This window comes from Nocardia sp. NBC_01499 (genome assembly GCF_045040275.1).
GTDB lineage: Bacteria > Actinomycetota > Actinomycetes > Mycobacteriales > Mycobacteriaceae > Nocardia.
This window is the reverse complement of record NZ_CP109426.1, coordinates 3,942,073-3,964,210: the sequence shown is the minus strand read 5'-3', so window position 1 is coordinate 3,964,210 and position 22,138 is coordinate 3,942,073. Positions and strand designations below refer to the sequence as shown.

At 67.1% G+C, this 22,138-nt stretch carries 20 protein-coding genes; 12 read left to right on the top strand and 8 right to left on the bottom strand.

Annotated features, from left to right (window positions below):
- Positions 1 to 2: 2 nt before the first annotated feature.
- Entirely contained in the window at positions 3 to 1,178 is a 1,176-nt protein-coding gene (locus OG203_RS18230; protein WP_405166854.1) for an ROK family protein, read from the bottom strand.
- Positions 1,179 to 1,281: 103 nt separating this feature from the next.
- Between OG203_RS18230 and OG203_RS18225 the strand changes: the two genes are divergently transcribed.
- The 5 genes from OG203_RS18225 (at position 1,282) to OG203_RS18205 (ending at position 5,846) form a co-directional block, all read left to right on the top strand.
- Complete coding sequence (locus OG203_RS18225; RefSeq protein WP_405166853.1) at positions 1,282 to 2,364, top strand: sugar ABC transporter substrate-binding protein; 1,083 nt, start codon at positions 1,282 to 1,284, stop codon at positions 2,362 to 2,364.
- Positions 2,361 to 3,098 carry an ATP-binding cassette domain-containing protein gene (locus OG203_RS18220; RefSeq protein ID WP_405166852.1) on the top strand — a complete coding sequence of 246 codons (738 nt, stop codon included), beginning with the start codon at positions 2,361 to 2,363 and terminating at the stop codon, positions 3,096 to 3,098. The genes OG203_RS18225 and OG203_RS18220 overlap by 4 nt, the downstream gene beginning before the upstream one ends.
- Positions 3,095 to 4,309, top strand: a complete 1,215-nt coding sequence (locus OG203_RS18215; protein ID WP_405166851.1) for a sugar ABC transporter permease — start codon at positions 3,095 to 3,097, stop codon at positions 4,307 to 4,309. Before OG203_RS18220 ends, OG203_RS18215 begins: the two co-directional genes overlap by 4 nt.
- A gap of 122 nt (positions 4,310 to 4,431) precedes the next feature.
- A complete protein-coding gene (locus OG203_RS18210; protein WP_405166850.1) occupies positions 4,432 to 4,617 on the top strand; it encodes a hypothetical protein in 186 nt (61 codons plus the stop codon).
- Between the two features lie 200 nt (positions 4,618 to 4,817).
- A complete protein-coding gene (locus tag OG203_RS18205) occupies positions 4,818 to 5,846 on the top strand; it encodes a cation diffusion facilitator family transporter (RefSeq protein ID WP_405166849.1) in 1,029 nt (342 codons plus the stop codon).
- A 966-nt stretch (positions 5,847 to 6,812) separates the two neighbouring features.
- Here the strand turns inward: OG203_RS18205 and OG203_RS18200 are convergent.
- Positions 6,813 to 8,237 carry an amidase gene (locus tag OG203_RS18200; RefSeq protein ID WP_405166848.1) on the bottom strand — a complete coding sequence of 475 codons (1,425 nt, stop codon included), beginning with the start codon at positions 8,235 to 8,237 and terminating at the stop codon, positions 6,813 to 6,815.
- Positions 8,238 to 8,344: 107 nt separating this feature from the next.
- Here OG203_RS18200 and OG203_RS18195 point away from each other — a divergent pair, with 107 nt between their 5' ends.
- Positions 8,345 to 9,997: an FUSC family protein gene (locus tag OG203_RS18195; protein WP_405166847.1), complete on the top strand. Its 1,653-nt coding sequence runs from the start codon at positions 8,345 to 8,347 to the stop codon at positions 9,995 to 9,997.
- Between the two features lie 29 nt (positions 9,998 to 10,026).
- Complete coding sequence (locus tag OG203_RS18190) at positions 10,027 to 10,479, top strand: SRPBCC family protein (RefSeq protein ID WP_405166846.1); 453 nt, start codon at positions 10,027 to 10,029, stop codon at positions 10,477 to 10,479.
- A 4-nt stretch (positions 10,480 to 10,483) separates the two neighbouring features.
- Here OG203_RS18190 and OG203_RS18185 read toward each other — a convergent pair whose 3' ends face one another.
- Complete coding sequence (locus OG203_RS18185; protein ID WP_405167903.1) at positions 10,484 to 12,112, bottom strand: LCP family protein; 1,629 nt, start codon at positions 12,110 to 12,112, stop codon at positions 10,484 to 10,486.
- Positions 12,113 to 12,345: 233 nt separating this feature from the next.
- Here OG203_RS18185 and OG203_RS18180 point away from each other — a divergent pair, with 233 nt between their 5' ends.
- Positions 12,346 to 12,999, top strand: coding sequence for an SDR family NAD(P)-dependent oxidoreductase (locus OG203_RS18180; RefSeq protein ID WP_405166845.1), 654 nt, complete (start codon positions 12,346 to 12,348; stop codon positions 12,997 to 12,999).
- Here OG203_RS18180 and OG203_RS18175 read toward each other — a convergent pair.
- Entirely contained in the window at positions 12,996 to 14,246 is a 1,251-nt protein-coding gene (locus tag OG203_RS18175; RefSeq protein WP_405166844.1) for a cytochrome P450, read from the bottom strand. The two genes, OG203_RS18180 and OG203_RS18175, sit on opposite strands and share 4 nt — an antisense overlap.
- A 101-nt stretch (positions 14,247 to 14,347) precedes the next feature.
- Here OG203_RS18175 and OG203_RS18170 point away from each other — a divergent pair, with 101 nt between their 5' ends.
- Complete coding sequence (locus tag OG203_RS18170; RefSeq protein WP_405166843.1) at positions 14,348 to 14,818, top strand: winged helix-turn-helix transcriptional regulator; 471 nt, start codon at positions 14,348 to 14,350, stop codon at positions 14,816 to 14,818.
- A 165-nt stretch (positions 14,819 to 14,983) separates the two neighbouring features.
- On the opposite strand, the gene OG203_RS18165 is transcribed toward OG203_RS18170, so the two are convergent.
- Complete coding sequence (locus OG203_RS18165; protein ID WP_405166842.1) at positions 14,984 to 16,198, bottom strand: Ig-like domain-containing protein; 1,215 nt, start codon at positions 16,196 to 16,198, stop codon at positions 14,984 to 14,986.
- 493 nt (positions 16,199 to 16,691) lie between these two features.
- Between OG203_RS18165 and OG203_RS18160 the strand changes: the two genes are divergently transcribed.
- A complete protein-coding gene (locus OG203_RS18160; protein ID WP_405166841.1) occupies positions 16,692 to 17,243 on the top strand; it encodes a nuclear transport factor 2 family protein in 552 nt (183 codons plus the stop codon).
- A 1-nt stretch (position 17,244) separates the two neighbouring features.
- Here OG203_RS18160 and OG203_RS18155 read toward each other — a convergent pair whose 3' ends face one another.
- On the bottom strand, positions 17,245 to 18,852 hold the full coding sequence (locus tag OG203_RS18155; RefSeq protein ID WP_405166840.1) for an FMN-binding glutamate synthase family protein: 1,608 nt from the start codon (positions 18,850 to 18,852) through the stop codon (positions 17,245 to 17,247).
- 158 nt (positions 18,853 to 19,010) lie between these two features.
- Here OG203_RS18155 and OG203_RS18150 point away from each other — a divergent pair, with 158 nt between their 5' ends.
- The gene (locus tag OG203_RS18150; protein ID WP_405166839.1) at positions 19,011 to 19,976 is read left to right on the top strand and encodes a ketopantoate reductase family protein; all 966 of its coding nucleotides are present in this window, start codon (positions 19,011 to 19,013) and stop codon (positions 19,974 to 19,976) included.
- Here OG203_RS18150 and OG203_RS18145 read toward each other — a convergent pair.
- The gene (locus tag OG203_RS18145) at positions 19,956 to 20,678 is read right to left on the bottom strand and encodes a M24 family metallopeptidase (protein ID WP_405166838.1); all 723 of its coding nucleotides are present in this window, start codon (positions 20,676 to 20,678) and stop codon (positions 19,956 to 19,958) included. The genes OG203_RS18150 and OG203_RS18145 overlap by 21 nt on opposite strands.
- Positions 20,679 to 20,807: 129 nt before the next feature.
- Between OG203_RS18145 and OG203_RS18140 the strand changes: the two genes are divergently transcribed.
- Positions 20,808 to 21,416: a GNAT family N-acetyltransferase gene (locus OG203_RS18140; RefSeq protein ID WP_405166837.1), complete on the top strand. Its 609-nt coding sequence runs from the start codon at positions 20,808 to 20,810 to the stop codon at positions 21,414 to 21,416.
- On the opposite strand, the gene OG203_RS18135 is transcribed toward OG203_RS18140, so the two are convergent.
- Positions 21,413 to 22,063: a class I SAM-dependent methyltransferase gene (locus OG203_RS18135; protein WP_405166836.1), complete on the bottom strand. Its 651-nt coding sequence runs from the start codon at positions 22,061 to 22,063 to the stop codon at positions 21,413 to 21,415. The two genes, OG203_RS18140 and OG203_RS18135, sit on opposite strands and share 4 nt — an antisense overlap.
- Positions 22,064 to 22,138: the final 75 nt, after the last annotated feature.

Genomic DNA, 22,138 nt, shown 5'->3' with positions numbered 1-22,138 from the left:
AATCAGGCTCCCGTCGAACGCCTTTCGAAGAGCCGATCCCTGGCGACCGAGAGGGCACGGGAGACCGCGCCGGTGAGGACCCCGTCGTCGCCGAGCGTGCTGGCGACGATGCGGGGGTGCAGCGGGCCGAGTTCGGCCATCCGGCGCCCGATCGCCTCGCCGAGCAGGTCGAGATTGTTGCCGATGCCGCCGCTGAGCACGACGAGTTCCGGGTCGAGGATCGAGGCGACGGCGGTGACGAGCGCGCCGATCCGGCGCCCCTCGGATTCGACCACCGCGATGGCGCGCGGGTCGCCTGCGGCGGCCTTGGTGAAGATCTCCTTGGCGGAGGCGCCGGTCAGTCCGGCCTGCTCGGCCGCGCGGGCGACTCCGCCTGCGGCGGCGACGGTTTCGGTCAGGCCGCGCTCGCGGGCGTCGAGCAGGGGAGCGTCGACCTCGGTGGCGGGCAGGAACGAAACCTCGCCCGCCGCACCGGTATTGCCGACGTAGAGCTCACCGTTGATCACGATGCCCATGCCGACGCCGGTGCCGATCGAGATGAGCACGAAGTTGCGCACGCCCGCTCCCGCGCCGTAGGTGAGCTCGCCGACGGCCGCGAGATTGATGTCGTTCTCGATGGTCGACTCGACTTCTAGGGCGTCGCGCAGCTGTCCGACGAGTCCGGCGCGGCCCCAGCCGGGCAGGTTCTGGGCGTAGTCGAGGCGACCGGTACTCGGGTTGAGCACGCCGGGACTGCCGATGACCGCGTAATGCACTGACGACCAGTCGATTCCGGCCTCACTCGCGACCTCGTCGGCCAGCGTGCGCACCCGCCGGACCAGATCGGGGGCCGAACGGGCGGTGTTGCGCACATCGCGGCGGCCGATGAACTCGCCGCGCAGGTCGGCGATGGCGAGGCGAATCCAGTTGCGGCCGATGTCGACACCCGCCACCACACCGGCGCGTACATTCACGTCGTAGAGCGCGGTTGTCGGCCCGGGTCGGCCACTCAGTGACCCGACCAGCCGCACGAGCCCCGCCTGCTCCAAACCCGAAAGTGCCGCCGACACGGTCGGTTTCGACAATCCGCTGGCCTTGGCGAGCTCGCCGCGCGAGGCGGGCCCGCTGACCCGCAGGTAGTCGAGCAGCAGCCGCTCGTTCATCGTCCGAAGGAGCTGGGGATTGCCGACCCTACTCATCAATCCTCCTGCTCGTACCACTGGACACCTCCGTGTTAGTAAACTACCTTTCTTACCAACGCTCAACCGGGCGCTCTCGCTCTCCTCTCGGCACGGTGACCTCATGCGTCGAATTCAGCTCCTCACCGCGGCGGCGGCCGCACTCGTCCTGGCGGCAGGCTGTAGCTCCGGCGACAGCACCAAAGACGCGAAATCGGGCGGCGACACCCCGACGATCGCGCTGCTGCTCCCGGAATCCAAGACCACCCGCTACGAAGCCTTCGATCGCCCGCTGTTCGAGGCGAAGGTCAAGCAGCTCTGCGACAAATGCAAGGTGCTCTACTTCAATGCCGATCAAGACGCGGCAAAACAGCAGGGCCAGTTCGAATCCGCGCTCACTCAGGGCGCCGACGTCATCGTGTTCGACGCGGTCAACGCTGATGCCGTTGCGCCGCAGGTGAATACGGCGCGGCAGAAGAAGATCCCGGTGATCGCCTACGACCGGTTGATCTCCGGTATCAGCTACGAGTACTACGTGTCGTTCGACAATGTGAAGGTCGGCAAGGTGCAGGGCGAGGCCTTGCTCGCCGAGCTGAACAAGCGCGGCACCACCGACAAGGGTCAAGTCGTGGTGATCAACGGATCGCCGACCGACCCGAGCGCGGGCGACTACAAGAAGGGCGCGCACGAGGCGCTGGACGGCAAGGTGAAGATCGGGCGCGAATTCGACACTCCCGACTGGTCTCCCGACAAGGCGCAGCAGCAGATGGAACAGGCCATCACCGCGCTGGGCAAGGACGCGATCGTCGGCGTGTACTCCGCCAACGACGGCATGGCCGGCGGCGCGATCGCGGCGCTGAAACGGGCCGGTTACGCCACGCTGCCGCCGCTGACCGGTCAGGACGCGGAACTCGCAGGCGTGCAACGGATTCTGACCGGCGAGCAGACCATGACCATCTACCTGGACTACCGGGCCCAGGCGGAGCAGGCGGCCGAACTCGCGGTGTCGCTCACGAAGGGCGAAAAGCCTACGGCGCCAGCGAAAACCAACAACGGCGCGACCGACATCCCGTCGTACCTGCTCGACGCGATCGCGGTCGGCAAGGACAACGTCAAGGACACCATCATCAAGGACGGCCTATACACCGTCGCCGATATCTGCACGCCCGATGTGGCGGCGGCATGCCAGGCCGCAGGTATCAAATGACAGCTCCCACAACGGTTCTCTCGGCGCGCGGCCTGACCAAGCGCTACGGTGCGGTACAGGCGCTCGATGGCGCGGACCTCGAGGTGCGCGCCGGTGAGGTGGTCGCGTTGGTCGGCGACAACGGCGCGGGCAAATCGACACTGGTGAAAGCGATCTCGGGCGTGACCGTCGCCGACGAGGGCGAAATCGTCTTCGCCGGTGCGACGGTGCGGATCACCCGTCCGCAGGACGCCCAGGCCCTCGGCATCACGACGGTGTTCCAGGATCTCGCGCTGTGCGACAACCTCGATGTCGTCGCCAACCTGCATCTCGGTGCCGAGACAAGGATTTGCACCGTGCTCGACGAGATCGAGATGGAGCGCAGCGCGCGCGACCTGCTCGCCTCGCTCGACGTGCGGATCAAGGACGTCCGCTCCCCGGTCTCCGCGCTGTCCGGCGGGCAGCGGCAGTCGGTCGCCATCGCACGGGCGCTGCTCGGGCGGCCGCGGATGGTGATTCTCGACGAGCCGACCGCGGCGCTCGGCGTCGAACAGACCGCGCAGGTGCTCGCGTTGATCGGCCGGCTGCGCGAGCGTGGGCTCGGGGTGCTGCTGATATCGCACAACCTGGTCGACGTGCGGTCGGTCAGTGATCGCGTTGTCGTGCTGCGGCTCGGCCGTAATGCTGGTGAGTTCGAGACCGCTACAGCGACTCAAGAAGATATCGTGGCAGCGATCACGGGAGCAGCTGTATGAGTGACGTCGTTATGAAAAGACCTGTCTGGCAGGGAAACCAGGGGCGTGGCTTAGCCGCCGCGGCAATGGATCGGCTACGCCGCGGCGAAGTCGGATCGGTACCGGTGGCGATCGGTCTCGTGATCATCGGCATCGTGTTCTATCGGCTCAACGCCCACTTTCTTTCTGCGGAGAATCTCACCAACCTGGCCTTGCAGATGGCCGCGACCGGAACGATCGCGCTCGGCATCGTGCTCGTGCTGCTGCTCGGCGAGATCGACCTCTCCGCGGGCTCGGTCAGCGGCTTGACGGCCGTGGTGATGACGCTGCTCTACGTGCGCCACGGCTGGAACGTCGTGCTCGCGGTGCTCGCCGCCATCGCCGTCGGCGCCGCGATCGGCCTGCTGCACGGGCTGATGCGCACGATGCTGAGCATGCCGTCGTTCGTCGTGACGCTGGCCGGGCTGATCGGCTGGCAGGGCATGATGCTGTATCTGCTCGGCAAGGAAGGCACCGTCAACCTGCCGTTCGATCGCGGCATCGCCACGATCAGCGATACCTGGCTACCGTCGTTGCTCGGCTGGCTGCTCGTGGTGTTGCTCGCGGGCGGGCACCTGGTCGCGAGCCTGATCACCCGGCATCAGCGGGTGCACGCCGGCCTCGACGCCACCGCGCCGGTCTGGATCGTGGTGCGTTCCGGCGGCCTCGCCGTCCTGCTCGGCGCCACCGTCGTCGTGCTGAATTCCGATCGCGGCGTTCCGCTGACCTTGGTGATCTTCGGCGGACTCGTCCTCGCGCTCGACCTGATCCTGCGGCGAACGGTTTTCGGCCGCCGCATGTACGCGGTCGGCGGCAATGCCGAGGCGGCCAGGCGGGCAGGCATCAACGTCACCCGGATCCGTATCTACGCCTTCGTCGGCTGCTCCGCGCTGGCCACCATCGGCGGCATCCTCGCGGCGTCGCGGTTGGTCGCGGTCAATCAGAGTTCCGGCGGCAGCGACATCCTGCTCAACGCCATCGCCGCCGCCGTGATCGGCGGAACCAGCCTGTTCGGCGGTCGAGGTCGCGCATACGCCGCCCTGCTGGGAATTCTTGTGATCCAATCGATTACGAACGGAATGCTGTTGCTCAACGTGGACTCCTCGGTGCGCTTCATGGTCACCGGCGCCGTGCTCGCGATCTCGGTCGCCATCGACTCGGTCGCGCGCCGCGGCGCCGAGGGAGCGCGCTGAGGTTGAGGCGATCTCACGATCGCCTGTCGGAGGGCGCCTGGGCGCGGAGGGGTTGTCTCGCGTCCAGGCGGTCCGCGATCGAATAGCTACTGAGCAGGGGTTCTCATCGCAAGACGGAGGCTGTGCTGGTTCCGGTCGAAGTGTTCGAAGAACTGACTGCGGAGAGAGTTCGGGTGCTGGAAGCGGGTTGGCTCATCGACTGGTCCGGGTTGGATGCGGATGAGAATGCCCACGCGTCCATGGCGGCGCTGCGTGGCGATACCCGACCGACGTCGGCACTTTTTCAATCGCTGGTTCGTCCGGCCTGACGCATCGCACGGAGTTTTGCTGGGACGTCGCGTCGTGGCCGGTGCTTGCCAAGGGCCTCTACGGCTGACGCGCTCGCCGACCGCAGCCGTGTGATCTAGGTCATCCTACGTAGTACGCTGCGGTCGGCATAGGGTGCGCTAAGGTTGGCTGAACAGATGCAGATATGCGCATACATGGCGGTGACGAAAGCGGGCGGCTAATGGGACATGAACACGAGCACGGGCACAGCCACGGCAACGGCAGCCATGGACACTCACACGGTGTGTCCGGTGATGCCGATCGCCGCTGGCTGACGGTCGCGCTGGCACTGATCGCCGGATTCATGATGGTCGAGGTCGTGATCGGCCTGCTGGCGAATTCGCTGGCCCTGCTCTCGGATGCGGCGCACATGCTGACCGACGCGGCGTCGATCGTGTTGGCGCTCACCGCGATTCGGCTCGCCGCCCGCCCCGCGCGCGGCAAATACACCTACGGCTTCAAACGGGCCGAGATCCTGTCCGCGCAGGCCAACGGCATCACGCTGCTGGTGCTCGCGGGATGGCTCACCTATGAGGCGATTCGCCGCCTGCTCGATCCGCCGGAGGTGACCGGTGGGCTGGTTGTCGCCACCGCGCTCGTCGGCATCGTGGTGAATGTGGCCGCGGCGTGGGCGATCAGCAAGGCAAACCGCTCCAGCCTCAATGTGGAGGGCGCGTTCCAGCACGTGCTCAACGACCTGTACGGCTTCATCGCGACCGCCGTCGCCGGAATCGTCGTGCTCGTCACCGGATTCGCCCGCGCGGACGCGATCGCCACGCTGGTCGTCGTCGCGCTGATGGTGAAGGCGGGCCTCGGGCTCGTCCGCGAATCGGGCCGCATCTTCCTCGAAGCCGCACCGGCGGGCGTGGATCCGGACGCGCTCGGCCGCCGCCTGGTAGAGATGCCCGGCATCGACGAGGTGCACGACCTGCACGTCTGGCAGATCACCTCCGGCAACGTCGCACTGTCCGCACACGTGCTCGTCCAGCCGGGCGCCGACTGCCACGGCCTACGCCAGCAGATCGAACGCCTCCTCGACCACGACTACGAAATCACCCACACCACCCTGCAGGTCGACCACTCCCAGTTGGTCTCCGCCGCCGCAAGCCCAAGCGCCGACCGCCTCCTCCCGGTACTCGAGGAACACTGCGACGAGTCCCACGGCCCAGTCCACCGCGAACGGCCAGGCGTCGACCACGCCCACGGTTAGCGAAATCCGCACCCGTACACGGGATCCGCACTCGCTCTAGGCACCCCGCAATGGGTGCGGACTCCGAGTGCGGGTGCGGATCCGGGGGATGGGCCCGGAATCCGCAACCGTGGTACCGCTGGCTGGCCTGCCTCGCTAACCCACAGGGCGTGCATACCTTTCACAGGGGATACAACCTGGTGAAGGGTATGCATGCTCTGTGAATCCCCTTCTATACCACCAGTTTTCATCACACCTGGGCTTTCGAAACGCAACCACAGCCAGATGACCACGCTGGAACCCCCACACCGCGCACCTGACGTGCACCTAAAGCCGGGTACGGCACACGACGCGCTCAGCACTACTCGATCATTCCCTGGGACGGGTACACCCACCGAGTGAGTACAGCTAAAGACTCCCAACGTAACCAGTCCAGCGAAACTGAAGACCTACCCAGGTTTTCCTGTGAGTAGTGTGGGCGCGCCGCCTGCCGTACCCGGCTTTAGGCGCACGTCGAGTGCGTGGAGTCGAGTTTCCGAGGTGGTCATCTGGCTGTGGTGGCGTGTCGAGCATTTTCAAGATCAAGCGAGTCAAATGGTCGCTGTCCGAGATCTTTTAGCGACCATTTGACTCGCCTCAACTAAGTGCGGGCATCGAGGCGAGTTGAATGGTTGCTATCTAAGATCTTTTAGCGACCGTATGACTCGCTTCGATGCTGCCACCGCGAGGCAGGTGCGCGGTGCCCGAGTTCCCCGGGGTCATCTGGTTGTGGTGGCGTTGCGGGCATTTCAAGTTCAGGTGAGTCATATGGTTGCTGGTGAAGATCGTTTAGCGACCAATTGACTCGCCTCGATGTTCGCGACGGCGGGGGAGTGCGGGCGGTCAATAGGCCTGTGAAGTGGCCCCGTCAGCCGGTATCGCCGAATCCGCACTCTGACTCGGGATTCGCACTCGGAATAGGGCGCTAAAGTCGGTGCGGATTCCGAGTTAGGGTGCGGATTTCGCTGAGGGTAGGCGGGGGAAGGGGTGTTCGGCTTCTAGGAGGTAGGCGAGTTCGAGGAGGGGGCGTTCGTTGCCGTGGGTGCCTGCGAACTGGACGCCTATGGGTAGGCCGGTGGGGGTGAGGCCGGCGGGGATGGTGATCGAGGGGGTGCCGGTGATGTTGTTGATCGGCGTGAAGGATACGTAGGTGCGCAGGCGGTCCAGCAGGTCGTCGAAGGGCACGGTGGGGCTGAGGTAGCCGAGTTCTGGGGTCTCGCGGCCTAGTGTGGGGAGTAGGACGGCGTCGTAATTCCCAAGGGCGCGTTGGTAAGTGGCGGCTGCTGCGCGTAGTCGGTACAGCATTACGGGGGCGCGCCATGCGCTGCGGAGGAAGTAGCGGCGTAGGCCGAGGGTGAGGTCGTCGAGTCGGGCGGAGTCGAAGTGGCGGTCTGCCAGCTTTCCGGTCGAGGCGGCGAAGGTAGCTAGTAGGCCCCAGTACTGCAGGAATGCCGTTTCCAGTGTGTCATCGAATGGCATCGGCACCGGCTCGATGTGGTGCCCATGGGATTCCAGTGTGGCAGCGACCTTTTCGACGGCGTCCCGGATCGGACCCGCGGGCACGGGGCCGCCGATATTGTCCAGCAACAGCGCGATCCGCAGCGGCTTCGATCCGGGCCCTGCCACGTAACCGATCGTCGGCAGCGCGGGATTGGACCAATACTGTTCCACCGCAGCGGTATACGCCGCGGTATCGCGCACCGTCCTGGTCAGCACGCCTTCGCTGATGATATTGACCGGCAGTTTGCGTGCCATCGCCGAATCGATGTGGCGGCCCCGGCTCGGCTTCAACCCGACCAGCCCGGCGCAGGCCGCCGGAATGCGGATCGATCCGCCGCCGTCGTTGCCGTGCGCGATCGGCACCACCCCCGACGCGACGAGCGCGGCGGACCCGCCGGACGATCCGCCCACCGAATAGCCGGTGTGCCAAGGGTTTCGGGTCGGACGGGCGAAGGGCGGCTCGGTGGTCGCGTTGAACCCGAACTCGGGCAGCGTGCTCTTGCCGAGCACCGTCATTCCGGCACTGAGGAATTGGCGGGCATACGCGCCGTGCTCGCGCGCCGGTTTGGCCCGGAACGCCTGGGTGCCATGGTTGGTCGGCATCCCGACGAGGTCGGCATTGTCCTTCATGAACGTCGGAACCCCGTAGAACCGGCCGGTCCGCTCGGCGGGCAGCAGCGGCTTGTCGTAACTCTCGTACGCGACCGCCGCTAACTCCTCGACCCGGCGCGCGCGTTCCACCGCCGCCGCGGCGAGCTCGCGCGGACTGCGTTCCCCGCTGCGCACCAGCTCAGCGAGCGCGACCGCGTCGTGCTCGCCGAGCGCGTCGTCGGCGAAGGAATGGATGCGGGTGGTCTGCGCGGCGTCGGTCACCCCTCGAATCTAGCGGCGTGGGCGGGCGACGGGCCGACTGTCCAGTGGCGGCCGTCACGCGCATACGGTGGAACGGCAACCCCGCTTGACGCACAGGAAGGAAGTCAATGGTCCAGTCGGTCTCCGACCCGCTGCCGCCGCAGGGCCGCATCGGCGCACTGCTGTTCGCGCTTCCGCCTGCGGGACGGCGCTGGAGCCCAGGGCTGCGGTCCGCAGTGGCCTTCGCCCTGCCCGCCGCGGTGGTCGTCGCGACAGGTCACCCGGAGCAGGCGTTGTTCGTACTCTTCGGCGCCTTCGCGGTGATGTACGGGGAGCGCAGGGCCTATCGCATGCGGGCAGGGGTGGTGCTCACCGCCGGCCTCGCGCTGCTCGCGTCCTGTGGCGTCGGCGCCATGCTCGGCCACGGGCTGTCCGGTGGGCTCGGCGCATCTCTGCTCACGGTGGCCACGCTGACGCTCGTCGCGGTGGTCGCCGTCTACGCGATCGACGCGCTGCGACTCGGCCCGCCGGGCGCCCTGCTCTTCGTGATCGCCTGCGGCGGCGCCATGATGGCCGCCGAGGCGGGCATATCGACCGCGGCGCTGTTGTCCTGCACGGCATTCGGCGTCGGCGCCTCGGTGCTGGCCTCGATGGCCGGTGTGCTGCGCGATCGACGCAAGCCGGAACGGGTCGCCGTCGAGGCCGCGATTCGCGCCGTCGACACCTACCTGTCCGCGCGGGCCGAGGGACGACCCGCCATCGATCTGCGGCATCAGGCGGGCGGCGCGGTCGCGGAGGCATGGGCCGCGGTCTATGACGCGGGACTGCCGAGCAGAGCACCGGATTCGGAATTGCTGGCCACCCTGGTCGCGGCCCGGCGCAGGCTGGCCGGTCCGGCCTACGACGACACCAACGACCTGGTCGTCGACCCGCTGATCTCGTTCGTCCGCCCCGGCGTCTGGTTCCGGCTGCGCCGATCACTGTCGTTCGATTCGCACTCCACCATCAGCGCCTTCCGCGTCGGCGTCGCCTGCCTGGCCGCCGGGGGACTCAGCGCGCTGCTCGGCCAGGACCGGCCGCACTGGGCGGTGTTCACCGCGCTGATGGTGTTGCAGATCGGCCCAGACCGGGTGCGCGGCAAGGTCCGCGGCATCCACCGCTTCGTCGGAACGATCGCCGGATTGGTGCTGTTCGGCGTGGTGCACCAGCTCGCGTTCACCGGTTACGCCCTGATCGTGCTGGTGGCCGCGCTGCTGTTCTGCATGGAGCTGTTCGTGCCACGCAACTACGCGCTTGCCGCGATCTTCATCACGCCGATCGCGCTGCTCGCGGTGGGCAAGACCCCGGACGGCGCGGTCGCGCCTCTGATCCGAGATCGCTTCATCGAGACCGTGATCGGTGTCGGCGTCGCGGTGCTCGTCCCGCACGTCGTTGTGCCGCGCGCGCACCGGCGCACCTTCCGCTGGATCGAGATTCGGGTCTGCGCCGTCGCTCGTGCGCTGCTGGAACTCTCACGGACCGAGCCAGCCGGTGCCTCCGCGGTCGCGTTGACCCAGCAGTTGCAATTCGAACTGGTCGGGGTCGCCCGCACCGGAATCGACTCGGCCACCGAGGATCCGAAGTGGACCGGCGCGCACTGGCCCGCCCACGCCGCCACCGCCCACCTAGGCTACGACCTGCTCGCCGCCTACTGGGAACTGCCACCCGGCGCGCTGCTAGCCGACCCGGACCGCTGGGACGCGGAATTCGACGCACTGACGCCCCTTTCCGACAGCCGGTAGCGAGTGCTTACTCCTGCTAGCGTTCGGGCATGCAGGACAGTGTGACAGTGCGAATGGCCGCGCCCGCCGACAAGATCTGGGAGCTGGTCAGCGATATCACGAATACCGGGCGGTTCAGTCCGGAGACCTTCGCCGCCGAATGGCTCGGCGGCGCTACCGGACCCGCCGTCGGGGTGAAGTTCCGCGGGCACGTCAACCGCAACGGCTGGGGCCTGAAGTACTGGACGGTGTGCCGGATCATCGCGTGCGAGCCGGGCCGTGAATTCGCGTTCACGGTGTACGGCCCCGGCGGGGTGCCGGTCAATACCTGGACCTATCGGTTCGAGCCGGTCGAGGGCGGCACCGATGTCACCGAGTCGTTCCAGCTACACGACCACCCGGTGCTGCGGGTGTACTCGCTGCTGGCCGGTCGGGCGCGCACCAAGACGAACGTCGAGGGGATGCGGGAGACGTTGAACCGGATCAAGGCAGTCGTCGAATAACCGATCAGTTCACGCAGGGGATCGTGCTGCCGATCGTCGTCGTGACGGGCTTGCCGGAGTCGGGAGCGGGATCGCCCGTCGTGGTGGGCGTGGTCGATGTCGAGGTTGACGTGGAGGTCGAGGTCGACGTCGTCGGAGAGCTCGAGGTCAACTCGGTGGGCATCGTGAAGTCGCTGCCGATGATGACCTGGATGTGGCCCGCCGTCACGTTCGGCGACGCGGTCGGCGTGAGTCCGCCGAGCGTCTCGGCCAACTGGGTGGCGTCCGCCTCGGCGCCCGTGCCGTAGGCCACCGTGGTCGTCACGGTGGTGCTGCCGAGATTGCCGACTTCGCCCTCGCGATAGCCGCGGCTGGTCAGCGCGGTGGACAGTTTTCCGGCAACGCCGGGCCCGCTGCCCGCGTTCTTCACATCGACTGTGCTGGTCGGCGGGTGGGCCGGTGTGCTACTCGGCGCCGCGATCCCGAACGCGGCCCGCACTTCCTTCTTGATGGCGGCCGGATCGACGATGTTGACGTCCTGATCGTTGATCGTGTCGTAGCGCAAAACCGGCAGCGTCCGGAACTCGACCGACATCGAGCCGGCACCGCCCAGGTTCTGGGCGAATTCGAGCAGGTCCCAGTTGTCGGAGAGCACCACGTCCTGATGCGCCACCTTCATCAGGTCGGAAAGCTTGGTCACGTTGGTCAGCGTGCCGGAATCCTTGAGCGACTTGGCGACCGAGGTGAGGTAGGCCTGCTGCCGGTGTGTCCGGTCGAGGTCGCCGTTGTCGAGGCCGTGCCGCTGGCGGACGAAGGCGAGCGCGTCGGAACCGTTGAGGTGCTGCGGCCCGGCCGGGAACTTGGCGCCGGAGTAGTAGCTGTCGTCGACGGCCTTGTTGAGGCACACGTCGACGCCGCCGATTGCCTCGGCCAGGTGATAGAACCCGACGAGGGCGATCTCGGCGAACCGGTCGATCGGCACGCCGGTCAGGTTGCGGACCGCGGACACGATGGACGCCCGTCCCGCCTCGCGGCCCGTGCGTTCCAGGGTGACCTGGTCCTTCTCGCCATTGGCGATGAGCTTGGCTTCCGCGGCCGCCTTCTTCAGGCCGTACGCCTCCTTGATCTTCACGTGGTCGTAGCCGGGGATGCCGGAGACCGCAACGTAGTCGTCGCGCGGGATGGAGAACGCGACGATCTTCTGCATATCCGCGGGGATGTGCAACAGGATCAGCGAGTTGGCGTTGTAGCCGCCCTCGTCGCCGTCGCCCGCGTGCAGCTGGTCGAGGATGTCCTTCGGCAGGTTGTTGCCGTTTTGATCCTTCCTGGTGTCCAGGCCGATCAGCAGGATGTTTAGGTCGCCACCGAGCGAGTGGGGCGCGTCGGCGCCGATCGCCTCGGAGCGGTTGAACCCGTTGTTGAAGTCGATCTTGGCCGACCAGGCGAACCCGGTACCGGAGAGCACGGCCAGGGCGGTGACGGAGACGACGATCCGAACCGCGATCTTCGCCGCTCGGCGGCCCCGACGCGGTTTCTCCGCTACCCGGCGGCGTTGTTTCGGCGCGACACGTTTCGGCTCGGCACGCCGATGACGTGCGTGGCGCGCTGGCGGGTCGGTGACCCGGGCGAATTCGACAGTGTCGTCATCGTGCATCGCCGCGGACTGTGTGCCCTGCGCCTTCCTCGGCACTCGTTCCACGGATCGTTCCTCGCCGTCTCGTTCCTTGTCCGACCCGTTCGAGAGTACGCACGCGCGCGCAATACCCAGATCATCGCGGGTTATATAAGCACCTTTCGCGGCCGCGTGCGAGCCGTCGCGGCGGCGCTGTCACGGCTCGCCGCTCAACGCCTGGCCGTGATCGCCGCACCCACTCTAGGCTCGAGATCATGTCTGCTCCCGTGCTTCTCGTGCTCGGCGCCGGTCCCGGTGTCGGATTGGCCGTTGCCCGACTCTTCGCCGCCGACGGTTACGCCGTGTTCCTGGCCTGTCGGCTGCCGGAGGAGGCCGAGCCGCTTGCCGAACAGTTACGCGGCGAGGGTTTCGACGCGGAGGGGGTCGGCGTCGACCTGTCCGATCCGGCTGACATCGCCGGCGTGGTGACCGCGGTGGGTAAGCAGCACGGCCGGATCGACGTGCTGCATTTCAACCCGAGCATGTTCCGGCAGTCGGATCCGCTGCAGTTGTCGGTGCCGGAACTGATCGAGGACTTCACCATCGGCGCCGCCGCGCTGCTGCCCGCGGTCCAGGCGGCCATGCCGTACTTCGCCGAGGGCGCGCGGGTGCTGGTCACCGGGAGCGCGGCCGCGGACAAGCCGTGGAATCAGGCAGCCTCGCTCGGCGTGCAGAAGGCGGCCGTCCGCAATCTGGTCACCAGCTTGGATACCACGTTGGCGCCCAAGGGTATTCGGGCCGTCGCGGTGCAGATCAACGGCGTGCTCGGCGAGGGCGCGTTCACCAGGGAACGGGTCGCCGAGGCGCTGCACGCCGCCGCGACCCGGCCACTTGACGAGTGGACGCCGCACACGTCGTACGACGGCTAGCGGGGCAGGATCGTGGCGAACTCGATCGGCATGTGCGCCGGGCCGCGCAGATTCACGTGTTCGCGATAGACCGGCGGATCGGTGGACAGCCGCGGTGCTTCGACGCGTTGCGCGAACCGAGTGAGCGCCACCCGCGCCTCGAGCCGGGCCAGCGGGGCGCCTAGGCAGAAGTGGGCGCCGAGTCCGAAGGCCAGGTGCCGGTTGTCGCGCGACGGGTCGAAGCGGTCCGGGTCGGGGAACGCCGCGGGATCGCGCTGTGCCGCGGCGATCAGCATCACCACCAGATCGCCGCGCTCGACGGCGAACCCGCCCACCGTCAGATCGTCGGCGGCGATGCGCGGAATCAACTGTACCGGCGGATCGAAGCGCAGCGTCTCCTCGATAAAACCCTGTGCCCGTTCGGGATTCGCGCGTAGCGCGGCGAGCTCGTCGGGGCGGCGCAGCAGCGCGAGGGTCGCGTTGGCGATGAGGTTGACCGTTGTCTCGTGCCCGGCGACGAGCAGCAGCGCGCAGGTGGCGATCAACTCCTCGTGGGTGAGCTTGTCCCCGGCGTCCTCCGCCGCGAGCAGCTCCGAGAGCAGGTCGGGTCCAGGCGCGGCGCGGCGGTGTTCGGTCAGCTGCTCGAAGTAGGCGCTGAGTTCGGTTCCGGCGCGCTGTAATTCGGCGGGGTCGGCGCGGAACTCGGCGGCCTGCCGCGAGGTCGGATCCAATGTGCGCGACAGCAGCGACGACCAACGGCTCAGCCGCGCTTCGTCTTCCAGCGGCACGCCGAGCAGTTCGCAGATGACGGTCACCGGCAGCGGATAGGCGAACTCGGTGACCGCGTCGAATGTCGCTGCCGCCGAGTGCTTGTCGAGAATGTCGTCGACGAGCTCGGTGATTCGCGGTTCGAGCCGCTGCACCACGCGCGGGGTGAAGGCCTTCGACACCAGCCGCCGCAGCCGGGTGTGGTCCGGCGGATCGAGGAACAGAAACGACGGCTTTGCCTGCGCCGCAGTGGTTTTCGTCGCGTCGAAGATCGGCATCGAGCCGAGTTGCAGCTTGGCCAGCGACTGGTTGACGCTCACTCTCGGATCGCGCAGCACGGCCGTGCAGTCGGCGTGGCTGGTCACCACGACGACCGGCGCCGTGCCGATTCGGAACGGCCCTGCCTCGCGTATCCGCGCGAACAGCGGATAGGGATCCGGCCGCACCGCGGGGTCGAGCAACCGGACGTAGTCGGCGATCGGCTGTGCTGCTGACGTCATCGAACTCCCACCTGAAGGGTCCGGCTGCGCTCGGACAAGTAGTATTATTCCGATACTGACGGTAGGAATGCAATACCGATGACGAATGCGAAGATATCCGGATGACCATCCGACGCCCGGCCGATGATTCGGTGACCCGTGTCGTCGAGCTGCTCGGCGACCGGTGGACCATCCTTGTCATCGCCGAGGCGTTCTTCGGCGTGCGCCGGTTCAGCGATTTCGCCCGCAATATCGGCATCACCAACCGCAACCTGCTCACCAGCCGCCTGCGCATGCTGATCGACGCGGGCATCTTCGCCCGCACCGACGAGGGCGGCGGCCGCGTCGATTACCACCTCACCGCCGCGGGCCGCGAGCTCTACCCGATCATCATCGCCATGTCGGCGTGGGGCGACCGCCACCTGGCCGAGCCGGACGGACCGCCGCTCATCCTCGAACACCGCACCTGCGGCCACGCGATCACGCCACTGCTGGTGTGCGAGCACTGCCGCACCGAACTGGACCCCCGCGACGTCGAACCGCGCCCCGGCCCCGGCTTCCGTCCGCCGCCCACCGCGGAGGCGGCGAGCTGAACGCCGCGCGCAATGCCAGCTGCCCGTCGTAAACCGTTGGTGTCACGAAGGTTTCGCGGGACTCGACCAGCGCGCCCACGCGCTCGGCCAGCGTGCAGCTGGCCACGTTGCGCCGAACCGGAGCAACCAGCCGGACCAGACCGGTCGCGGCCAGAGCTGGCTCGCCTACTTCAGCGCGCTGCCCGCCTGCCACTTATCCCACGACAGACCCCAGTCACCGTTCTGCCAGACGTCGAGCGGCGCGCCACCGGTGTTGCGGACCTCGACCACATCGCCGGGGACGGCGAAGTCGAAGAACCAGCGCGCGTTGTCCGGGCTGAGGTTCAGGCAGCCGTGTGAGGTGTCGGTATTGCCCTGCGCCCACACCGTGGACGCCAGCTCGTGCAGGTAGATGCCGTCGGTGCTGATCCGGGTCGCCCAGTTGATGGATTCCTTGTAGCCGAGCCGGGAGTTGACCGGCAGCCCGAAGGTGGACGAGTCCATGACCACCGGGTTGGCCTTGCTCATCACCGTGTAGACGCCGGGCTGGGTCCAGAACGTGATCGTCTTGCCGCCGACGTTCTCGCTGCCGCCCATGCCCATCGAGGTCGGCATGGAACGGATCATCTTGCCGTCCTCGAAGACCTGGACCTGCTTGGTGTTGTCGTCGGCGATCGAGACGTGCGAGGCGCCGATGGTGAACGAGGCCTTGGTGTCCTCCTGGCCGTACAGGCCGCCGCCGAGGTCGACCGCGTAGATGTTGGCCGAGACGGTCACCTTCGTGCCCGACGGGTAGTACTCCTTCGGCCGCCAGTGCACGTGCCGGTCGTCGAGCCAGTACCACGAGCCTTCCAGCGGGGGAGTCGTGGTGACCTGTAGCCGCTTCTCGGCCAGCGCCCGGTCGGGCACGTCCTCATCGAAGTGGGCGGCGATGACGGCACCGACGCCGAAGGTGCCGCCGTCGAGCAGCCCGCCGCCGGTGGTCTCGAAATAGACCTTGGTCTGGTTGTTCGGCGTCAGCGTGGAGAACTTCGAGGTCAGCGGGCCGCTGCGGCCGGTGATCGTGAGGCCCTCGGCGGTGATGGTGTAGCTGTGGCCGTAGCCGACCGGCTCGGTGGGCTTCCACGCCGTCTTGTCCGGCGTGAAGATGCCCTCGATGGGCTTGCCCTTCTCATTGGTCATGGTGACCGTGGTCAACATGCCGTCACCCGCGGTCACCTGAACCGGAGCCGTTGGATCGACATCCTTCGCGCCCGCCGCCGGGGTGATGGAGATAGCGGGGGGCGCCGGGTCGGCCGCTCCCGGCTTCTTCGACTCCGACGCTGAACAACCGGCAACCACCAGTGCGGTTACCAGGATGACTATCCCGGCAACACTGGATCGGAAGCGGCGACTCGACATGATTTCTCCTGTGTTCGCCGTGCGCTTCCCGCTGCGCACCCTCGACTTACTGTCCCGCTCAGCAGTTTAGCGGCCCGTGGGCGCAGGTTTGCCCGCGCGGGACGGTCGTCAGTCGCTCGGCCCGAACAGAAAGTTGATGGCCAACTGCTGGGCTGCTTGTTCGCCGAGGAATGGCTGGAGAATGACGTACAGAATCGTCGACATCGGATGGCTCCGATCAGGTAGTGCGGTACTTCTTTCGCCCCCGAGGGGTTCGCCGAGCTCGGCTTCGGTGACGTGGCTCGACCGTCACGCGAACACCTCAAGGCTATGGCCGTCCTCACCGATCGGCAAACAGGCTCGCGGCGCTGCCGGTGACAACGGGGCCGCTGACCAGTGGCGAGCACCACAGCGGATTCGCGTAATACTCATTGACGGCTCATGTTTGCTCATGATTTGCTGACTCATCTTCGAGTGATCGACCGGCGCGATAGGAAGGCTTGTGATGATCAGCATGACAACCGCTCCGCAGGACCGCAGACGTTTGGGCACCCGGAGCAACGGCACCACCGGACTACCTGACGCCGCCGTCGAACGTGCCGCGATCGAACGCTTCTACGAACTCCTTTTCCTCCAGGACCATGAGCAGATCCTGGACCTGGTCACCGCGGACGTGCGATTCCACGCACCGTGGCAGCTACCCGGCCTGCCGGACACCATCGAGGGCCGTGACGATTTAGGCGAAAGCATGCTCTGGTGGAGCACCGAACTGTGGCAGCCGGGCAGCCTGTGCCGCATCGCCGTGCGCCCGTTCGCCGCGCCGCACTGCTGGTTCGCCAATATCGAGGGCGATTTCACTGCGCTGGAGAGCCAACGCGCCTACCACGCAACGTTTCTCAGTGAGATCCGCTTTCACGACGGGCAGATCGCCGAGGTACAGCAGCATCACAACACGCTCAACCAGATCATCGCGTTGGGCGCTGATGTGCCCGGCATCAATGTCCCCGGCTACGGACCGGGCTCGCACCGCGGCTACTCGAGCGACCAGGGCGAGGCCGTCGCCTGACTCACCGTGCGGCGGGATGCGGCGCGTTGATCCGGAACGAGTCGGCCGAGGCGTAATTCCAGTCCTCGCGCCAGGCCGCCGGGGTATCGGCGAGAAGCTCACCGGGAGTGAGCCATTCGTAGAGTTCGGCGTAGGAGCGCACGCTGGTGGCCGAAACTCGTTTGCGAAGCATATGTGGCGTCAGCTCGCTCGGGTGCTGGACGCCGAGCGTGGCCATCAGCCCGACGGCCTGCGCGACCACCGCCTCGTGATAGCGCTTGACCCGAATGCTCTTCTCGGACACGTCGAGTGCGCGGGCGCGCTTGGGGTCCTGCGTGGCAACGCCGACCGGACACTTGTTGGTGTGGCAGACCATGGCCTGGATGCAGCCGACCGCCATCATCATGGCCCGCGCGGAGTTGGTGAAGTCGGCGCCCTGGATGAGGCGGATGACGATATCGCTTGCGGTGGCGACCTTTCCGCTGGCGCCGAGGGTGATCCGGTCGCGAAGCCCGGTGCCGACGAGCGCGTTGTGCACGGTCATCAGCCCATCGGTGAGCGGAAGGCCGACATGGTCCTCGTATTCCAGTGGGGCGGCGGCGGTTCCGCCCTCGGCGCCGTCGACGGTGATGAAATCCGGTGTGACGCCTTCGGCCACCATCGCCTTGCAGAAGGCGAGCACGTCGATGCGTGAGCCGACACAGAGTTTGAAGCCGACGGGTTTACCGCCGGACAGCTCGCGCAGGCGCGCGATGAACTCGATCAGCTCGCGCGGCGTCGAGAAGGCCGAATGCATCGGTGGGCTGACGCATTTCACGTGCGCGGGCACGCCGCGGAAGCCCGCGATCTCCTCGGTCACCTTCGCGGCGGGCAGCACGCCGCCGATCCCCGGTTTCGCACCTTGACTGAGCTTCACCGAGATTGCCTTGATCCGCTCGTTCGCGGCCTTGTCAGCGAACTGTGCCGGGTCGAAATCACCGGTCGCGGTGCGCGCGCCGAAGTAGCCCGATCCCAGCTCCCAGATCAGGTCCCCGCCGCCGTCGAGGTGGTAGGAGGTGAGCCCGCCTTCGCCAGTGTCGTGCGCGAAACCACCAAGGGCCGCACCGTGATTCAACGCGCGGATGGCATTGGCCGACAGCGCGCCGAAGCTCATCGCCGAGACGTTCATCAGCGACATCGCGTAGGGCTTGGTGCAATCCGGGCCGCCGACCATGACCCGAGGCGGCTCGGCGGGTTCGGGCACCGGCGCGATCGAGTGCACCAGGTACTCGCTGCCGATCGCGTCGAGGTCGCGCTCGGTGCCGAACGACTGCTCACCGTGAATTCCCTTGGCGCGCTCGTAGATCGTCGATCGGATCTCGCGGTCGTAGGGGCGTCCGTCGAAATTGCGCTCCACGAAGTACTGCTGAATCTCGGGCCGGATCTCCTCCAGCAGATACCGCAGATGCCCGAGCAGCGGATAGTTCCGCAGCAACGAATGCTTGCGCTGGATGAGGTCGTAGACGCCGAGCAGCAGCAGCGCCCCGAGCAGGACGAGCACGATCGACCAGGCCCAGCCGCCGATCGCGGCCGCGACACCGACGATCAGCATGGCGGGCACCAACGCGCCGAACAGGAAGAAACGCAGCATCGGCCATCCTTCTGAGCGAACGCGACCCGGAGTGGGAACCCCATCGACAGCGAACTCGATCTTACTGAGCGACGCCGGGCAACCGGGTGCACCGCGCCCTTGGTCAGGTCGAACGATCGAACCGGGCGGCAGCCCGCCGGAACTGGCAGGCTCGGGGCATGGATACCAAGCGGTTCATCGTGTACGGGGCGGGTGCGGTCGGCGGGAGTCTCGGCGGGCTGCTGCATCGGGCGGGACATGAGGTCGTGCTCATCGCGCGGGGTGCGCACCTGGCCGCGATCCGGTCGGACGGGCTGCGCTTGGTGACCGGCGGCGGTACGGAGACGTTGTCCATTGCCGCGGTGTCGAGTCCGGCGGAGCTCGACAGCGCACCGGGCGATGTGCTGCTGCTGGCGATGAAGAGCATGAATACCGAAGCGGCACTGCGGGATCTGGCTGCGGTGGTCGATCCGGCGACGCCGATCGTGTGTGTGCAGAACGGCGTCGCCAACGAGCGCGCCGCGTTGCGACTGTTCCCTAATGTGTACGGCGTCTGCGTGATGTTCCCATCCACCCATCTGGAGCCGGGTGTGGTGGAGCCGCGCGCGTGGCCGGTGCCTGCCATCCTCGACATCGGCAGGTATCCGGCGGAGCTCGACGAGACGGCGGAATCCATTGCGGCGGCGTTGCGTTCGGCGGGCTGCCATTCCGAGCCGAGGGCCGACATCATGCGGTGGAAGTACCACAAGCTGCTGATGAACCTCGGCAACGCGATCGATGCGACAGTTCAGCCCGGCGACGGTATCGCCGAGCTTGTCGAACTCGCGTGTGCCGAAGGGGCGAAAGTCCTTGCCGCGGCCGGTATCCCGGTCACCTCATTCGACGAGTACCGGGCAAGGCGTGGCGATATCTTGAGCACCGATCGCGCGAGCAGGTCCGGCAGCTCGTCGTGGCAGAGTCTGGTCCGCGGCACCGGCACCATCGAAACCGATTACCTCAACGGCGAAATCGTGCTGCTCAGCCGCCTGCACGGCGTGCCGACCCCGGTCAACGAGCACATCCGCCAGCTCGCCAACACCTTCGCCAGGGAAGGGCGCCCGCCCGCCTCGCTGCCCGCCGCCGAGCTACTTGCCGCCATCCACTGACGGGCGCACATCGAGGAGTTGTTCGAAGAACCCGCCGATGTTGTTGGCACGGTCGACCAGGTGGATCTCCAGAATCCAATGGCAGATCCGGCCTTTGGGATCGAGCCTGCGCATCGGCTCGGTCGATCCCGCCGCGACATACGAGGTGAGCTCGGTGCCGGAGATCTGCTTGTGCGGGAACTCGCCGACCAGATGCCCGGCGATCGCCGCGGTTAGCTCCCACCCCTGCTCGACCGCCTGCCCGGCGACCCAGGTGTAGAGCTGCTCCCCGGTGATATCGGGGTGCGCGTCGAAGTAGTCGCGCCCCTGCTCCCACAGCGGCTCGAGCGCGTCGCGCAATGCCAGCTTGGCCGGGTCGTCGCCGAGCACATAGGTGCGGCCGAAGTCGGCCTCCCATTCCGCGAAGATCGGCCCGAAGTCGAGGAAACAGATGTCATCGGCGCCGATGATCCGATCCGGCGGGTTCGCGCTGTACGGCTCGAGCGTATTGATCCCGGACCGCACGATCCGCTTGTGCCAATACCGCCGCGTGCCGAACATCTCGTCGGCGAGATCGCGCACCGCGTCGCTGACCACGGATTCCCGCACCCCCGGCGCGATGATCCCCCGCTCGATCACCTCGTCGAACAACGCGACAGCGTTGGCCTCCGCCGCAAGCAGCGCGGCAACTCGCTCGGCCTCGGCCACATTCAGCGTCTGCATAAGCTGACCCTAGATCATCTGGACGCCTGACTACTCGCCGATCCGCCAGGCGCGAGTACCTTGCGCCCGCGTCAGGTCATGAGCACGTTTCTCGCGTCGAACGCGCCGCCGACGGGAAGAATCGACGGCATGCCACTGCTGACGGACGACTTGGTCGCCGCCGAAAGATTCACCAAGGGAACGCAACCGGAGATCGCCACCGGCGACGGGCTGCTGCTTCGGCCATGGCTGGTCGATGACGCGCAGGAGGTCTTCGAAGTCTTCGCCGATCCCCTGATCCAGCGCTGGCACGTCCGCAGCGCGGGCTCGCTCGCCGAGGTACGTGACTGGATCGAACGGTGGGCGGGGACGTGGAGCGCGGTCGTCGCCGCCAACTGGGCGGTCACCGACATCGCCAGCGGACGGCTCGTCGGCCGCGCCTCGTTGAAGAACCTGGAGCTGACGGGCGGTCAAGCTGAGGTCGCCTACTGGACCGCACCCGCCGTTCGTGGACAGGCCGTCACGCCGCGCGCGGTCGCCGCGCTGACGACATGGGCCTTCGATATCGGGTTCCATCGCCTCCAACTGAGCCACTCGGTGGCGAACCAGCCGTCCTGCCGGGTCGCCACCAAGCTCGGCTACGCCCTGGAAGGGACCATGCGCAGCGCGGGACTGCACGCCGACGGCTGGCACGACATGCACCTGCACGCGCGCATCTCGGGCGGGCAACCGGCGGGTATGGGCGGACCAGACGTCTAGACGCGGCGGATCCGGGCCAGCCATGCCGGGACATCGATGGCGCTGCCAACGGGCAGGCCGAGGTCCGGCTTCTGCTCGAGGGTTGCCTCGGTGACACGGCCGCGGTAGTGCGTCAGCTGAAGGTCCTCCAATTCCCAACCGTCAGTGAATGATTCGCGGATCACCGCATCGCTGATCTGCGGCCCGAAGCCCGGTCCTGCATCGGACAGCGCGAGGATATTGACCAGGCCGCCCGGCTTGCAGAGCGCGTGCAGGCTGCGCACGTACGCCGCACGGGTGTCGGATTCGGTACCGAAGATGTGGAACAGCGCACTGTCCACGATCGTGTCGTAGGTCGGCGCGGCACTCGCGGCACCGAGGGCGATAGCGTCGCCCACCTCGAACCGAGCGGCCGGAATCTCCTGCGCGGCAGCGTTTGCCCTGGCGAATTCGACCGCGCTGGGGGACAGGTCGATACCGAGCACGTCGTACCCGAGCTTGGTCAACAGAATCGTGTGTTCGCCTGCCCCGCAGCCGGGATCGAGCACCCGCCCGCGAATCCAGCCGTCGCGCTCCAGCGCGACGATCGCGGCCTGCGGTTCCCCGATCACCCACGGGGCGATGTCATTGTCGTAAACGGAATTCCAGAAATCGACGGGTCGAGTCATGCCCCCATGCTCCACCCTGAACACGGGTTGAGGTCAACACTTCCGCGATGCTCATCTGGGATTTCCAACTGGGTG

Bases quoted from the DNA above. Each gene is read 5' to 3' on its own strand.
- OG203_RS18145 (WP_405166838.1), bottom strand. From the start codon at position 20,678: ATGCAGACGCTGAATGTGGCCGAGGCCGAGCGAGTTGCCGCGCTGCTT.
- OG203_RS18190 (WP_405166846.1), top strand. From the start codon at position 10,027: ATGCAGGACAGTGTGACAGTGCGAATGGCCGCGCCCGCCGACAAGATC.
- OG203_RS18155 (WP_405166840.1), bottom strand. From the start codon at position 18,852: ATGCTGCGTTTCTTCCTGTTCGGCGCGTTGGTGCCCGCCATGCTGATC.
- OG203_RS18175 (WP_405166844.1), bottom strand. From the start codon at position 14,246: ATGACGTCAGCAGCACAGCCGATCGCCGACTACGTCCGGTTGCTCGAC.
- OG203_RS18215 (WP_405166851.1), top strand. From the start codon at position 3,095: ATGAGTGACGTCGTTATGAAAAGACCTGTCTGGCAGGGAAACCAGGGG.
- OG203_RS18165 (WP_405166842.1), bottom strand. From the start codon at position 16,198: ATGTCGAGTCGCCGCTTCCGATCCAGTGTTGCCGGGATAGTCATCCTG.
- OG203_RS18140 (WP_405166837.1), top strand. From the start codon at position 20,808: ATGCCACTGCTGACGGACGACTTGGTCGCCGCCGAAAGATTCACCAAG.
- OG203_RS18195 (WP_405166847.1), top strand. From the start codon at position 8,345: ATGGTCCAGTCGGTCTCCGACCCGCTGCCGCCGCAGGGCCGCATCGGC.
- OG203_RS18150 (WP_405166839.1), top strand. From the start codon at position 19,011: ATGGATACCAAGCGGTTCATCGTGTACGGGGCGGGTGCGGTCGGCGGG.
- OG203_RS18205 (WP_405166849.1), top strand. From the start codon at position 4,818: ATGGGACATGAACACGAGCACGGGCACAGCCACGGCAACGGCAGCCAT.
- OG203_RS18185 (WP_405167903.1), bottom strand. From the start codon at position 12,112: ATGCACGATGACGACACTGTCGAATTCGCCCGGGTCACCGACCCGCCA.
- OG203_RS18135 (WP_405166836.1), bottom strand. From the start codon at position 22,063: ATGACTCGACCCGTCGATTTCTGGAATTCCGTTTACGACAATGACATC.
- OG203_RS18220 (WP_405166852.1), top strand. From the start codon at position 2,361: ATGACAGCTCCCACAACGGTTCTCTCGGCGCGCGGCCTGACCAAGCGC.
- OG203_RS18230 (WP_405166854.1), bottom strand. From the start codon at position 1,178: ATGAGTAGGGTCGGCAATCCCCAGCTCCTTCGGACGATGAACGAGCGG.
- OG203_RS18180 (WP_405166845.1), top strand. From the start codon at position 12,346: ATGTCTGCTCCCGTGCTTCTCGTGCTCGGCGCCGGTCCCGGTGTCGGA.
- OG203_RS18225 (WP_405166853.1), top strand. From the start codon at position 1,282: ATGCGTCGAATTCAGCTCCTCACCGCGGCGGCGGCCGCACTCGTCCTG.
- OG203_RS18170 (WP_405166843.1), top strand. From the start codon at position 14,348: ATGACCATCCGACGCCCGGCCGATGATTCGGTGACCCGTGTCGTCGAG.
- OG203_RS18160 (WP_405166841.1), top strand. From the start codon at position 16,692: ATGACAACCGCTCCGCAGGACCGCAGACGTTTGGGCACCCGGAGCAAC.